14 protein-coding genes are annotated in these 14,888 nt (G+C 34.6%); 5 read left to right on the forward strand and 9 right to left on the reverse strand.

Annotation, left to right across the window (positions count from 1 at the left end; all coding sequences use genetic code 11):
• Positions 1-165: 165 nt before the first annotated feature.
• Entirely contained in the window at positions 166-1,356 is a 1,191-nt protein-coding gene (gene mnmA / locus NBT05_RS16180) for a tRNA 2-thiouridine(34) synthase MnmA (protein ID WP_265770942.1), read from the reverse strand.
• Positions 1,357-1,397: 41 nt separating this feature from the next.
• Positions 1,398-2,087, reverse strand: coding sequence for a toxin-antitoxin system YwqK family antitoxin (locus NBT05_RS16185; RefSeq protein ID WP_265770943.1), 690 nt, complete (start codon positions 2,085-2,087; stop codon positions 1,398-1,400).
• A 240-nt stretch (positions 2,088-2,327) separates the two neighbouring features.
• Here NBT05_RS16185 and NBT05_RS16190 point away from each other — a divergent pair, with 240 nt between their 5' ends.
• The 3 genes from NBT05_RS16190 to NBT05_RS16200 all read left to right on the forward strand — a co-directional run bounded on the left by NBT05_RS16190 (position 2,328) and on the right by NBT05_RS16200 (position 6,769).
• Positions 2,328-3,722, forward strand: coding sequence for a fasciclin domain-containing protein (locus NBT05_RS16190; protein ID WP_265770944.1), 1,395 nt, complete (start codon positions 2,328-2,330; stop codon positions 3,720-3,722).
• A gap of 527 nt (positions 3,723-4,249) precedes the next feature.
• On the forward strand, positions 4,250-5,239 hold the full coding sequence (locus NBT05_RS16195) for a fasciclin domain-containing protein (RefSeq protein ID WP_265770945.1): 990 nt from the start codon (positions 4,250-4,252) through the stop codon (positions 5,237-5,239).
• A 525-nt stretch (positions 5,240-5,764) separates the two neighbouring features.
• A complete protein-coding gene (locus NBT05_RS16200) occupies positions 5,765-6,769 on the forward strand; it encodes a fasciclin domain-containing protein (RefSeq protein ID WP_265770946.1) in 1,005 nt (334 codons plus the stop codon).
• Positions 6,770-7,119: 350 nt separating this feature from the next.
• Here the strand turns inward: NBT05_RS16200 and NBT05_RS16205 are convergent, their stop codons facing one another.
• The 7 genes from NBT05_RS16205 to ruvX all read right to left on the reverse strand — a co-directional run bounded on the left by NBT05_RS16205 (position 7,120) and on the right by ruvX (position 13,031).
• On the reverse strand, positions 7,120-7,251 hold the full coding sequence (locus tag NBT05_RS16205) for a hypothetical protein (RefSeq protein ID WP_265770947.1): 132 nt from the start codon (positions 7,249-7,251) through the stop codon (positions 7,120-7,122).
• Between the two features lie 134 nt (positions 7,252-7,385).
• Complete coding sequence (locus NBT05_RS16210; protein WP_265770948.1) at positions 7,386-7,517, reverse strand: hypothetical protein; 132 nt, start codon at positions 7,515-7,517, stop codon at positions 7,386-7,388.
• Positions 7,518-7,651: 134 nt separating this feature from the next.
• The gene (yidC, locus tag NBT05_RS16215; RefSeq protein ID WP_265770949.1) at positions 7,652-9,541 is read right to left on the reverse strand and encodes a membrane protein insertase YidC; all 1,890 of its coding nucleotides are present in this window, start codon (positions 9,539-9,541) and stop codon (positions 7,652-7,654) included.
• A gap of 74 nt (positions 9,542-9,615) precedes the next feature.
• A complete protein-coding gene (locus NBT05_RS16220) occupies positions 9,616-11,250 on the reverse strand; it encodes a CTP synthase (RefSeq protein ID WP_265770950.1) in 1,635 nt (544 codons plus the stop codon).
• 187 nt (positions 11,251-11,437) lie between these two features.
• Positions 11,438-11,884: a DUF5606 domain-containing protein gene (locus tag NBT05_RS16225; protein ID WP_265770951.1), complete on the reverse strand. Its 447-nt coding sequence runs from the start codon at positions 11,882-11,884 to the stop codon at positions 11,438-11,440.
• 121 nt (positions 11,885-12,005) lie between these two features.
• Entirely contained in the window at positions 12,006-12,593 is a 588-nt protein-coding gene (def, locus tag NBT05_RS16230; RefSeq protein ID WP_265770952.1) for a peptide deformylase, read from the reverse strand.
• A 24-nt stretch (positions 12,594-12,617) separates the two neighbouring features.
• Positions 12,618-13,031, reverse strand: a complete 414-nt coding sequence (gene ruvX, locus NBT05_RS16235) for a Holliday junction resolvase RuvX (RefSeq protein WP_265773259.1) — start codon at positions 13,029-13,031, stop codon at positions 12,618-12,620.
• A 475-nt stretch (positions 13,032-13,506) separates the two neighbouring features.
• Between ruvX and NBT05_RS16240 the strand changes: the two genes are divergently transcribed.
• Together NBT05_RS16240 and NBT05_RS16245 are read left to right on the forward strand one after the other, a co-directional pair.
• Positions 13,507-13,938, forward strand: coding sequence for a hypothetical protein (locus tag NBT05_RS16240; RefSeq protein ID WP_265770953.1), 432 nt, complete (start codon positions 13,507-13,509; stop codon positions 13,936-13,938).
• Between the two features lie 119 nt (positions 13,939-14,057).
• Entirely contained in the window at positions 14,058-14,873 is an 816-nt protein-coding gene (locus NBT05_RS16245) for a 2,3,4,5-tetrahydropyridine-2,6-dicarboxylate N-succinyltransferase (RefSeq protein WP_265770955.1), read from the forward strand.
• The last annotated feature ends 15 nt before the right edge of the window (positions 14,874-14,888 follow it).

A 14,888-nucleotide genomic window follows, 5' to 3' on the forward strand; every position in this document is an offset into this window, starting at 1 on the left:
AGTTAAGAATTGAAATTCTAATTTTTGTAGACATCTTTCCTCCAATATTCCCGTTAGATAAAAGGGCTACTATGCTTTAAAGCTAAATGGCGAAATTGGTTACAAACCCATATTAAATAATTTGTGTTAGTATTAATTTTAATAAATAGTAATAATTTCTGTAATTTACGAAATTACTCCGGAACCTAGCAATTCATCCTGATTATACCAGGCTACAAACTGACCTTCTGTAATAGCACTTTGCGGGTTTTCAAAAACAACATACAATCCTTCTGCAGAAAAATGTAATAATGCATTTTCTAAAGGTTGGCGATAACGTATCCGGGCTTTCACCTGTAATTCCTGACCAATTTCTAACTGTAAATCTTCCCGAACCCAATGTATTTCTTCTTTTTTAACAAAAAGTGCTTTTCGGTATAAACCGGGATGACTTTTTCCCTGCCCGGTGTATATAATATTGGAAGCTACATCAGTTTCAATGACAAATAAGGGTTCGGGAGTACCTCCTACCGCCAGGCCTTTTCGTTGCCCTTTGGTAAAAAAATGCGCGCCCTGGTGTTCTCCTACCTTCTGCCCTGAAATGGTATTATATTGATATTTTTTTGCTAAAAACCTATACTTTTCCGCAGGAGAGTCAAAGTTTAATTCTTCTTTTTTATATAATGAGTTATCAGCTGGTATTTCTACAATATCACCGACTTTTGGTTTAAGTTGTTGTTGTAAAAAATCCGGTAAGCGCACCTTGCCTATAAAACATAATCCTTGAGAATCTTTTTTTTCAGCAGTAATCAAACCTTGTGCGGCTGCAATTTTACGAACTTCAGACTTTACCAGTTCTCCTATCGGAAATAAGGTTTTACTTAACTGTTTTTGAGATAATTGACATAAAAAATAAGACTGGTCCTTATTCGTATCTTTTCCTGATAGTAATTTATAAACTGTAGTCCCGTCAATACTTTCGCTATCCCTACGGCAATAATGTCCGGTAGCGACAAAATCAGCACCTAACGAAAAGGCAATGTCCATAAATACATCAAACTTAATTTCACGATTGCAAAGCACATCCGGATTAGGAGTCCGACCTGCTTTATACTCAGCAAACATGTAGTCAACAATCCGTTCTTTATATTGTTCGCTTAGGTCTACGGTTTGAAAAGGTATGCCCAATTTCTCTGCTACTAATAAAGCATCATTACTATCTTCAAGCCAAGGGCATTCATCAGAAATGGTAACAGAATCATCATGCCAGTTTTTCATAAAAAGCCCAATTACCTCGTATCCCTGCTCTTTTAATAAGTACGCAGCAACACTGGAATCCACCCCTCCTGAAAGTCCCACAACCACTCTCTTACCCATAACCAATTTTTATACAAAAATACGAAGAATTGTTATCTAACCTACTTCTTAACTTTTAAAGGGAACGTCTTTTCTTCTTTTAGCTTACCATTCTCATAATACTTCCATACCCCATTTTTTTTATCGTTTTTGTATACTCCTTCAATACTCAGCGTACCATCGGGTTCATAATAAGATGCAAGACCTTCCAGTTTATCATTTACATACGTAAACTCTTTTAACTTATTTCCCTTTTCAGAATATACTACACGTTTTCCTTCTTTTTTATCATTTACATATACAGCTTCTTCAGTTAGTTTACCATTTTCAAAATATGTTTTTTGAGGTCCGTTTAACATTCCGTCAATATACTTTTCTGTCATCATAATTGCCTTTCCGTCCTGATGAAAATACGTCCAGTCTCCTACTCTTTTCTTGTTTAGCATTTGACCTTTACTAATTAAAGTACCTTTAGAGGTATAATATTGAACCACTACCGTATCGGAGTCTTTTACAAATTGTTTTGTAGCTGTAGGTTGTGACCCGCTGCTGGGTTTATAAAATTTAAATTCACCTACTTCCTTACCATGTTCAAAAGTACCTTCATATCGGAGTTGATCGGTATTTTCATATTTCTTTTGCCATATTCCATGTCTTTTCCCTTCCTGATCAAACTGGTTTATTTCTTGTGCAAAAACACTAGTTAAACTACTACTTATTAACAAAAGTAGCACAGGGAATTTATAAATCATATTATTTAATTTTATCTTTGCTTTTTCAAAAAACATACCATTTCTTATAAACGCTATAAAAACATATTTAAGTATAAAAACTAAAATAATAAATGGGGATTTATTGTCTGTAAACATTCTTGCTCTTGTAACTCTTTCTTGTTAAATCAAATTTACTTAACGTTTCTTTAACTTAATAAGATTGATAATCCTAGCAAATTAATACGTTATTGTACTTATACTTTTATAGATACGATTACTATGATTTCTTTTTCAAAATATAGAATAATAGCATTATTGACTGTTTTATTGTTTGGCTTTTATGCTTGTAGCGATGATGATGATAACAATACAAATAGAGCTAATACGGATTTTACCCTGGCTGCCCTGGCTGCTGATGACCCTGAACTGACAGATCTGGTTGCTGCTCTGCAAGCTACAGAGCTGGTTGACCTACTTAACGGAACTACAAGTTATACACTACTGGCACCAACTAATGCTGCTTTTGACACATTTTTTACTAATAATGATATCTATAATCAAATTAGTGACGTACCGGTAGCACTTCTAACCCAAATTATCCTGTATCACGTAATTGATGGGAATTTACTTGCCGAACAATTTACGGATACCGGATATGAAAATACTATTGCTCCTTCTGAAAGTGAAGTTTTAAATGATACTATCAACAATCGGGGGCTTAGTATTTACTATAATGCTACGAACGGATTAAAGTTTAACAACGAAACTACAGTAGTGACATCTGACGTTACTGCTGCAAACGGGACACTTCATAAAGTAGACCGATTGCTTTCTTTACCTACACTTACTTCAACTTTACAGGTTAATCCGGACTTAGTAACATTGCTTAACCGATTAAAAACTACCGGATTAATTGATACACTTTCTAATGCTAAAGATTTTACGCTGTTAGCTCCAACAAATCAGGCTTTTGAAATTGCTGGAAGTACGGGTATGGACCCATTGGAAGCACTTTTAAAAAACCATGTAGTAGATTCCATTTTGACAGCTACAGCAATCATACAAAAAGGCAATGGATATACGCAGACCTTATCTCAGTTAACTCCTAAAGATAATGTGTTTTTAAGTCTTTATCATAATACGAATAGTGGTGTACGTTTTAACGGAAAAGCAACCGTAACTACACCTGATATTGTAACACCTAACGGGCTTATTCATATTATAGATGCGGTGATCACCCTGCCAGCTATCACTGATTTTATTACCGCTGACCCGGATTTTACTACCTTATTTATAGCATTAACTGATGATACTCCCGGAACAGATTTTACTGCTATTTTCTCTCGAACTAACGTAGATAATCCGGACGGTTTTAATGCCCCGTTTACCTTGTTTGCACCTGTTGAGGCTGCGTTTGCTACTTTTGGACCCGTACCGGAAGAGGCTATCCTAACTCCTATTTTATTAGGTCATACCCTTTCAGGAGCGAATATTTGTTCTGATGATCTAATGGATGGGACTCTTACCACACTAAACGGAGATATTACTGTAGCTGCTAGCGAACGAACTCTTGGCAGTCCGGGTAATGATAGTCTGGTTAGTATTTTATCTACAGATATACAAGCAGTAAATGGAATTATTCACAAGATTGATAATGTTTTATTACAAGAATAATTAATTAAAACATTAGTATCTGGTAAAGATTCAAGATCCGCCTGAGGACGAGCGGGTAGCTATCGCTTCCGGAAACAAAAATCAAGACTAATTACTATAACATTGAAAATCAATATTAGAGATAATATTTACGTTTAAAAACAAATTATTTTAAAAAAGTAAAATAGCAACTCCCAAATACCTTAAAGTTCAGATTCACCCTATTTTACTATGTTTGGTAAACTTTTATTTATTACAACGCCACACTGATAATTACTTAAGTAAAACCTAAATTTTAATTAGGAATCAACCTAATTTATTTAAATATTAAATAAATAAGAAGTTTTAATCAAATTACTGCATTTAAAATGTGAAATTTCAAAGAAAACCCCTCTTTTTAAGTTAATTATTAAATTCTGACTAAAAATTAAGTCTAAAATTCATTTTCAGTGAATGGCTAGCACCTAATTTGGAAAAGTATAGCGTATGATAAAATAATATACTACTTTTACGGCGATGAACAAAGTTTAATATAAAACTCAAAACTAATGACTATTATTTCAAATTTAAAAAGGTATGCTATAGTAGCAGCCTTAGTACTAGGTGTTACCTCTTGTAGTGAGGATGATACCGACAATCCTGTGGGTCCTAATATAGTAGAAACTGCAATTGCAGAAGAAGATCTATCAATTTTAGTAGAAGCTTTACAAATAACTGGCTTGGACGAAACTTTAAGTGGTAGCGGACCTTTTACCGTATTAGCCCCAACCGATGAGACATTTAGAGTTGCATTAACAGATTTAAATGTTGACAGTATAAGTCAAGTACCCGTAGAAATCTTACGACCTCTTTTGTTGAATCATGTGATCTTAGATAAAGAATTGACTTCAGAAACGTTAATTGAAGCAGGTAGTGGTTACGATAATACTGCTGCAGTTTATGATGATGGAGATGATACTACTACCGATCCCGCTTTAAGCATATTTTTTAATACTGTTGAAAATAAAGTTACTTTTAATGGTATTAATGTATTGGAAGCAGATATTGAGGCGAGTAATGGAATTATTCATAAGATAAGTGGAGTTCTTAATTTACCTAGAGTTGCCACTATTGCAGTAGCAGATTCTGATAATTTTTCAAGTTTGTTAGCAGCTGTTGCGAAAGTGGACTCAGATTTACAATCCGGGTTAGCTACTGCTTTATTTAATGTAGATAGCGAACTAACTCTTTTTGCACCTACAAATGAAGCTTTTAGTAACGCGTTAACCGCTTTAGGATTTAATTCATTGGATGATGTTCCGTCAGAAACTTTACTAGCTATTTTACAAGCACATATTATTGGTGATACTATCGTTAGAGCTGAAGATTTAGTAGACGGAGATGTAACTACCTTGAACGGCGATATTACCATAAATGCCGGAGATACAACAGTGCTAGGACCTGGAAACAGTGAACCAGCCAATATAACAACAGCAAATTTAACTGGTATTAATGGTGTAATTCATATTATTGATTCAGTGATCTTACCTGAGCTTTAAAATAAATTAAAATATCTATTTAAAAACCCCAATTTTAACAGAATTGGGGTTTTTCGTATTACATTTCTAATGTATAGCTAATTCTTAAACTAATAACTAAGGTCACAACAAACTACTGACCACGATTCGTATTCTTCATTAAGATAAGTTCAGCAGTGTAATAGTAGCTCATCAAAAGTACGCTACTAAAACACTATTCATATCTATGAAAGAATTAAGATTTAATCTTCAAAAAATGCTTATTACAGTTAAAAACTGTATTGGCAGATAATTGACATCTTTAAACTCCCTGTTTGAAATTTCTCATCTTGTTCTATTACACTTTTATTTGATAAAGCTGCTATTCTTCTTGACCTGCTTGTCTTTTAGTTATAATTCTTTTCAATCGTTATATCATTTATAAAAGACAGTAAGGAATCATTCATTAACAGATTAACTATTGTTTAACTAAATAAGGTGTAAGATATAACAAAATATAGCGTTATCTTAGAGTGATGAATAATTTTTAACTTAAAACTCATAACAATGACGATTTTTTCAAATTTTAAAAAGTACGCAATAGTTGCAGCTTTAGTATTAGGAGTTGCTGCTTGTAGCGACGATGACGATGGAAACGGTGGGAATCCGGATATTAGCGGAACTATTGTAGAAACAGCTATCGGTGATGAGGATTTATCAAGTTTAGTAGCAGCTCTAGAAAAAGCAGACTTAGTTGGAATTCTAAATGGTCCAGGACCATTTACTGTTTTGGCTCCAACGAATCAGGCATTTGCTAATTTATTAGACAATTTGAATGTTGCTAGTTTAGATGATCTTACAGCCGAACAATTAAGACCTGTTTTATTAAATCATGTAATTGCAGGAAAAATACTAACTGCAGAAACTCTTACAACTGCTGGTAATGGTTATGATACAACCGCTGCTACGTATGATGATGGAGATAGCGATACCATGAATAATCCGGCCTTAAGTATTTATTTTACTACGGAGGGTGGCGTTACTTTTAACGGTATCTCTACTGTAATGACAGCAGATATTAGAGCAACCAACGGAATCATTCATAAAGTTGATGAAGTTATTACTTTACCAACAGTTGCTACATTTGCCGTTGCAAATGAAAATCTTTCTACATTGGTAGCTGCTTTAACTACATTAACACCAAGCACGGATTTTCCTTCTATTTTAAGTAGAACTGCAGATGAAAGTGATGGTATTAATCCTCCTTTTACAGTTTTTGCTCCTACTAATGATGCTTTTGCAGCGATTAGCGTACCTACTGATGAAGCACAAGTTGCAGCTATCTTACAAGCACATGTAATTTCTGGAGCTAATGTTAGGTCTAGCATGTTAGCCGATGTTGAAGGAGATGTTGGTACTTTAAACGGAGATGTTACTATTGTAGCTAACCCACCAACGGTTCAGGGATCTGACAATGAAGATCCTGTTGAAATTAACACGGATTTCGTAGATATTCAAGCGATCAACGGTGTTATTCATGTTGTAAATGGAGTGATCTTACCAGAATTATAGATTTTAAAATATGTTTCTTTTAAACCCCCAATTTCTTAAGAAATTGGGGGTTTTTGCTTCTAAATTGGTTGCTTGACTGGTTTTTATTATTTAATTCTCTATTAACTAGGTCAATTATTCGTTTTAACTTAGGTTAAGCTTATAGCTGATAAGCTTTGTAAGTATAAAAGTTTGATTACGATTATCCTATAGCTAGATCAACATTAAATAACCTGAATATTCTTTAGATATAACTTCTGGAAACAAAGATTTAGATGTAGAAAGCAAAGACCCCAAAGGTTTTTGAAACCTTTGGGGTCTATTAAACCTAGTAAGCCTTGTGCTTTTAATTTTGAATTTACAACAAACAACTAGCGTTTTCCTTTTGCTTTTTGTTGTTCGGCTTGTTCCATGAGTTCTTTCATTTTCTGCTGGAACTTTCCTTGTTTTTTTGGTTTCTTTTTACTGGCTTCGATCTTTGAACGAATTTTTTTCGTTGTCAAGATCATCCTGCCTTATAACCTCTGAAAACAAATGTTTAGATGTGGAAAGCATAGACCCCAAAGGTTTTGAAACCTTTGGGGTCTATTAAACCTAGTAAGCCTTGTGCTTTTAATTTTGAATTTGCAACAAACAACTAGCGTTTTCCTTTGGCTTTTTGTTGTTCGGCTTGTTCCATGAGTTCTTTCATTTTCTGCTGAAACTTTCCTTGTTTCTTTGGTTTCTTTTTATTGGCTTCGATCTTTGCATGAATTTTTTTCGTTGTCAAGATCATCTTGCCTTATAACCTCCAAAAACAAATGTTTAGATGTAGAAAGCAGAGACCCCAAAGGTTTTGAAACCTTTGGGGTCTATTAAACCTAGTAAGCCTTGTGCTTTTAATTTTGAATTTGCAACAAACAATTAGCGTTTTCCTTTGGCTTTTTGTTGTTCAGCTTGTTCCATGAGTTCTTTCATTTTCTGCTGGAACTTTCCTTGTTTTTTTGGTTTCTTTTTATTGGCTTCGATCTTTGCATGAATTTTTTCATCGTCAATAATAAAGTTTTTGATTACTAACATAATTCCAATTGTAATTAAATTGGAAACAAAATAATAAAGTGATAACCCACTGGCATAATTGTTAAAGAACACTAACATCATCAAAGGAGACAGGTACATGATAAACTTCATATTGGGCATCCCCGGTTGTTGGGTTTGCATGGTTTGCCCTGTAGTCATGGTCATATAGATAAAGATGGCAATGGAAGCTAGAATCGGAAATAAACTGACATGATCCCCGTAAAAAGGAATTTCAAAAGGTAATTTTGCAATCGTATCATAACTGGACAAATCATCTGCCCATAAAAAGCTTTTTTGGCGTAAATCAAAGGCACTGGGAAAAAAGCTAAATAACGCATATAATAAAGGTAGTTGGATCAAGGATGGAATACATCCTGCCATCGGACTTGCCCCTGCCTTACTATACAATGCCATGGTTTCCTGTTGTTTTTTCATGGCGTTATCCTTATGCTTTTCATTGATTGCAGCAATTTCCGGTCGTAGCACTTTCATTTTAGCCTGGGATAAATACTGTTTGTACTGTACCGGGGATAATAAAATTTTGATCAGAATGGTCATTAAAATAATTACCAGACCGTAAGAGGAGATAAAGCTACTTAAAAGAGTAAATAAGGGAATAAATACATATTTATTGATAACGCCAAATATCCCCCATCCTAAAGGAACAATCTCGTCTAGGTTACGATCATAATCATTTAAAATTTTATAATCCGTAGGTCCGTAATACCAGTTCATATTATAGGCTAGTTCACCCCCCTTAATTTCTAAAGGTGCGGTTGCCGAAAATTCTTTTAAGTATTTAATATCCTTATCACTTTCCTCCGTATCAGCAACTATATTTTTGGAAGTAAACTTGGCTGATTCAAAAGGAGTATCTGTTAATAATATAGAAACGAAAAAGTGTTGTTTAAAACCAATCCAGGCTATATCTGCTTCTTCGTCATCGTCAAGGGAGCTTTGTCCGGTAAAATCGTCTTTTCCATCTTCATATTCATAATGTATATCGGTATAGCGGTTCTCATACGAAGCACTTTTTGCGTGACGGATCGCTTGCAAATTCCATTGCAATACTACCGGTTGATTGCTTACGAGAACGTTATCCAGACCTTTGGATTTTATACTAAAGTCCATCATATAATTCCCGGGGTTTATCTCGTAGCGGTATTCTAAAAACTGACTTTCGGATACTTTTAATTTCATAGAAAGTACCTGGTTTTCTCCATTTTTAGAAAGAGACGGTTCAAAATACAGGTTCTCAGTTTGTAAAATCCGGTTATCTGTAGTGTTTAGTGTCAGGTTAAAACTGGCATTCTCCCCATTACGGATTAGATATACAGGTACGGAATCATATGTTTTAAACTTCTTTAAAATAGCATCATGAATATACCCCCCTTTGTTATTAATTTTAAGCTGTAAAACATCATTTTCTATGGTAGTAAAGGTTTCTTTAGCCGAAGGCAAAGTTACTGAGTAAGCAAAAGCGCCCAGCTGTTCTTTAGCTTTTACTAATCCAAGTGAGTCCTTTGGCTGAACTAATACCGTTTCTGCTTTTTGAGGTGTTTCAGGACTTACTTTTGCTTTTTTGGCATCTTGTTTTTCAACTAGTTCCTGTTTTGCTTTTTCGGCGGCAAGTTCTTCTTCAGAAGGTTTGTTTACATATAGCATGTAAATCATAATTCCGAAAATCAATACAAAACCAATGACCGTATTTAAGTCAAACTTCTTTTCTTCCATTAATCTATTTCTAACTTATAGGCTTTTGCCTTTTCTATTTAGTATTATTTCAACTATGCAAGTGTTCTCAAATTTCAAGACACTTTAGTATTTACTTTTTTAGTAGATTGTTGTACTGCGGCTTTTACAAAGGCTACAAATAACGGATGCGGGTTAGCTACTGTACTCTTATATTCCGGATGATATTGTACTCCTACAAACCAGGGGTGATCTGCAATTTCTATGATTTCTACCAGTCCGGTTTTAGGATTCATTCCGGTAGTTTGCAAACCGGCATTTTCCAGGGCTTCTTTATATTCGTTATTATATTCATAACGATGGCGATGACGCTCTGATATTTCTTCTACTCCGTATGCTTCTGCTACTTTACTACCGGGCACTAATTTACAATCCCAGGCACCCAGACGCATGGTACCGCCCATATCTGTAACGGTTTTTTGTTCTTCCATTAAACTAATGACCGGAAAAGCAGTTTTATCATCTACTTCTACCGAACAAGCTTCTGGTAAGTTCAACACATTACGTGCAAACTCAATTACTGCCATTTGCATCCCCAAACAAATTCCGAAAAAAGGAATTTTATGTTCACGGGCGTATTGTACTGCTTTAATTTTACCGGCAATCCCCCGCTCTCCGAAACCAGGTGCCACCAGTACCCCGTCCAGATGTGCTATTTTTTGTGAAATGGTTTGATCTTCCAGGTGTTCGGAATGTATACTTTCAATGGTAACTTTTACTTCATTAGCAGCACCTGCATGAATAAATGCTTCCAGAATAGATTTGTATGAATCCTGAAGTTCTACGTATTTTCCGATCAGGCCGACGGTAATTTCACAAGTAGGATTTTTATGTCTCTGTAGAAAACTATTCCATTTATCCAAATTAGGTTCATCATCATCTCGTAAAACCAAACGCTGCAAAACAACTTTGTCCAAGCCTTCTTCCAGCATTAAGTTAGGAACATCATAGATTGTGGATGCATCAATAGACTCAATGACTGCTTCTTGTTTTACATTACAAAACAAGGCCAGTTTTCTTCGTAAATCTTCTGATAATTCATGTTCCGTCCGGCAGACCAGAATATCTGCTTTGATCCCGCTTTCCATCAATGTTTTTACACTATGTTGGGTGGGTTTGGTTTTTAATTCGCCTGCTGCTGATAAGAATGGAATAAGAGTTAAATGAATTACTAAAGCATTGGTATCCCCTAATTCCCATTTTAACTGGCGAACGGCCTCAATATAAGGTAAGGATTCAATATCTCCCACTGTACCTCCTATTTCCGTAATAACAATATCGTAGTTTCCGGTTTTACCTAAAATCTTAATACGTTCTTTAATCTCATTGGTAATATGAGGAACTACCTGTACGGTTTTTCCAAGAAATTCGCCTCTACGTTCTTTTTCTATCACGCTTTGATAAATACGACCGGTAGTGACATTATTTGCCTGTGAGGTAGGTGTGTTTAAAAAACGTTCGTAATGCCCTAAGTCCAGATCTGTTTCAGCCCCATCATCTGTCACGTAACATTCGCCGTGTTCGTAAGGATTCAGCGTTCCGGGATCTACATTAATATACGGATCGAATTTCTGAATAGTAACGCGATACCCTCGTGCTTGTAACAGTTTGGCTAAAGAAGCCGCAATAATTCCTTTACCTAACGAAGAAGAAACTCCGCCGGTGACAAAAACATATTTAGTATTAGCCATTGCTATAAACTACGATTATGATCTAAATTAGATTTTGCGCAAAAGTACAAAGAAGTAAAAGTTATTAACCGCTTACAGATCAAAAAATTTGGTTTGTTATTAAAATAGGTGTTAAATCTATAGGTCACATACTATTATAAGGAAGTCAATTGATTAAAAGCTTTAAACTTTTACAATTCATTTGATTCTATTCTTCTTCCTCTGAAACTGTTACAGTTTCTTTACTTTCTTTTTTATCTTCAGTAGGTTCAGAAAAATCGGTAATTTTACTATCGGTTAATAAATTATACCATTGTATTACTTTTTTAATATCGCTACCGTACACACGGTCTTCATCATATTCCGGAAGGATTTCTCTAAAATATTCCTCTAGGACTTTTTTATTTTCTTTGTGGTTGATAGTTCTTTCTCCGTTTTCTTTTTCCTGAATTTTTAAAAAGACTTCTCGAAGTGGTACTTCTTCGGTATACGTATAAATAGCAATCTCACTTAAAATGCTTACGTTATGCCGTAAGTTTACTGACATCTTTTTTTTATCCGTTAAGGATTCTGCTACAAAACCGGTTCGGGTTTGTGTTTTTAACTCGTACAATCCTGGTTTTCCTGAGATTGCTAAAATTTTATCTAAACTCATATTATATTTTTTTGTTTGAGAAGACAGAATATTTAACTAAACGTGTATGCCTAATATAAAGTCTTCTTTACTAAAACATTCATTTTATTATTAGATATACTATTCATGCCTTTAAAAATGTTTATCTTTTTTTCACTTGCGGAAAACGCATCCGGTATTCTGCTTTTGCTTTTCCTTTAGAAATATTAGTTAGTTTTCCTTTAATCAATCTACGTTTTAAGCTGGATAGTTTATCGGTAAACAGCACGCCTTCAATATGATCATATTCATGCTGGATCACTCGGGCAATTAATCCGTCATATTCCTCAACATGCTCCTTAAAATCTTCATCCTGGTACTTAATTTTAATAGTACTATGACGTATGACATCTTCACGAACATCCGGAATGCTCAAACAGCCTTCAGTAAATGACCATTCTTCACCGGATTCTTCCAACATTACCGGATTGATAAACACTTTTTTAAAATTACTTAGTGCCTTTTGTTCTTCGGTAGATAAATCTTCATCTTCTGAGAATGGCTTGGTATCAACCAGAAAAATTCGGATTGGAAGACCAATTTGTGGAGCTGCCAGGCCTACTCCATAAGCATTGTACATGGTTTCAAACATGTTCTCCAACAGTTCCGGTAGTTTAGGATACTCCTTTTCAATATCTTTAGCTTTCCGCTTTAAAACCGGATCTCCATAAGCAACAATGGGTAATATCATAAAATCGCTATATAATTATAAGACTTACTTTTTATAATTCAGGTAATCCTGAAGGATAATGGTAGCACTTATTTGGTCAATTAATTTTTTATCTTTTCTTTTCTTTTTAGAAGCTCCGCTTTGCAATAGCATATCAAACGCCATCTTTGAGGTAAAACGTTCATCTATTCTTTCTATTTTCAAATAAGGTAGTACCTGCTTCAGCTTTACTATAAATGGTTTAATAAAAGTTTCAATATCAGATGCAACTCCATGCATTCGTTTAGGTTCTCCGATAATTAGAGTTTCCACCTCTTCCTCTTTTACATAGTCTTCTATCCACTGCTGTAATTGTGATGTAGCCACGGTTGTCAATCCTGAGGCTATGATCTTAGACTCATCAGTGACCGCTATTCCTGATCGTTTACTTCCATAATCTATCGCTAATATCCTACCCATGTTTTCTTTGTGCAAAAGTATGATTTTAATTATACTAATTTAATACTCTCCTTTATCTTTAAAATAAAAACCTGTTTCTTTTAAAATAATAAATGTATCATATCATTTTATCACATTACGCCTTAATACCTGAAATGTTGCTAATGTTATATTTGTAATTAAAGTTAAAAATTAGTAATTCATTTATAAAATCTGTAATGTTGAACTACTAATTGATATTATAATGTTTGGTTTATCCTCTAAAAAAGTGTTGTACGGTTTGTTATCAATAATTGTAGTATTAACAGTATTACATATAGTTAGTTTCGTATATTTTTATGAAAATAACTTGCCAACTTCTGACTATTTTTTTAAAAAGTTCAATTTCAACAAAGAGAAAAATGTACCGTCTACTTTTTCAACCTTGTTACATTTTATAGCATCCCTTCTTTTATTTCGAATTGCCAGTTTACCTCTAAGTATTAGAAAAAAAACTGTGTTTTGGGTTATTCTAGGCATCCTATTTTTATTTCTGGGCTTAGATGAATTATTAAGGATTCACGAGAAAATTGGTCAGGCTACTTCTAAAGTTTTGGATACATCCGGTATATTTTATTACGCATGGATTATCCCGTATGTTTCCGTATTACTTATTCTTTCTTTTCTATTATTACGCCCTTTTTTGCAACTACCTGCTAGTACTCGAAATGGTTTTATGATGGCCGGAGGACTTTTTGTATTAGGGGCAGTAGGACTTGAAATGATTTCAGGATGGTATGAGGACACCTACAACATTGCTGATTATAATTTATACCGTACATTACCTATATTTTTCATGTATACTGTAGAGGAACTTCTGGAAATGATCGGGGTTACTTATTTTATTTATGTACTGATCAAATTTATAGAACGATACAGTACACGCTGATTTCACAGGTAAATTCATATACAAAACTGAAATATTGTTGTAAAAACTATTAATTTCAGGTTTGTCATAAAATCTTATGTGGACTTTACATATTATTTATATTTGCAAAAAAATACATAATGAATCAACTACAAACTATCATTGAGAAAGCTTGGGAAAACCGGGACTTACTATCAGAAAAAGAAACGCAGGATGCTATCCGGGAAGTAGTTTCTCAATTAGATGAAGGTACATTAAGAGTAGCAGAGCCTACTGCGACGGGTTGGCAAGTAAATGAATGGGTAAAAAAAGGAGTGGTTTTATACTTTCCTATTCAAAAAATGAAAACATTGGAGGCTGGTATCTTTGAATATCACGATAAAATTCCGTTAAAAAAAGGATATGAAGCTAAAGGTATCCGGGTAGTACCAAATGCTGTAGCCCGTCATGGAGCTTATATTTCTCCAGGAACGATTCTTATGCCTTCTTACGTTAATATAGGGGCATATGTAGCTGAAGGTACCATGGTAGACACCTGGGCTACCGTAGGTAGTTGTGCGCAAATAGGTAAAAATGTCCACTTAAGTGGCGGTGTAGGTATTGGTGGGGTTTTAGAACCTTTGCAAGCCGCTCCGGTAATTATTGAAGATGATGCTTTTATTGGTTCCCGATGTATTGTAGTTGAAGGTGTACGAGTTGAAAAAGAAGCTGTTTTAGGTGCTAATGTCGTACTTACTGCTTCCACAAAAATTATAGATGTTACCGGGGATCAAGCTGTTGAACGCAAGGGAGTTGTACCTGCCAGATCCGTAGTGATACCTGGTAGTTATACAAAAGAATTTCCTGCAGGTAATTATAATGTGCCCTGTGCACTAATTATTGGAAAACGTAAAGAAAGCACCAATAAAAAAACCTCTCTTAACGACGCTTTACGGGAGCATAATGTTGCGGTTTAAAACAATGACTATAAC

Source organism: Aquimarina sp. ERC-38, assembly GCF_026222555.1.
Taxonomy (GTDB): domain Bacteria; phylum Bacteroidota; class Bacteroidia; order Flavobacteriales; family Flavobacteriaceae; genus Aquimarina.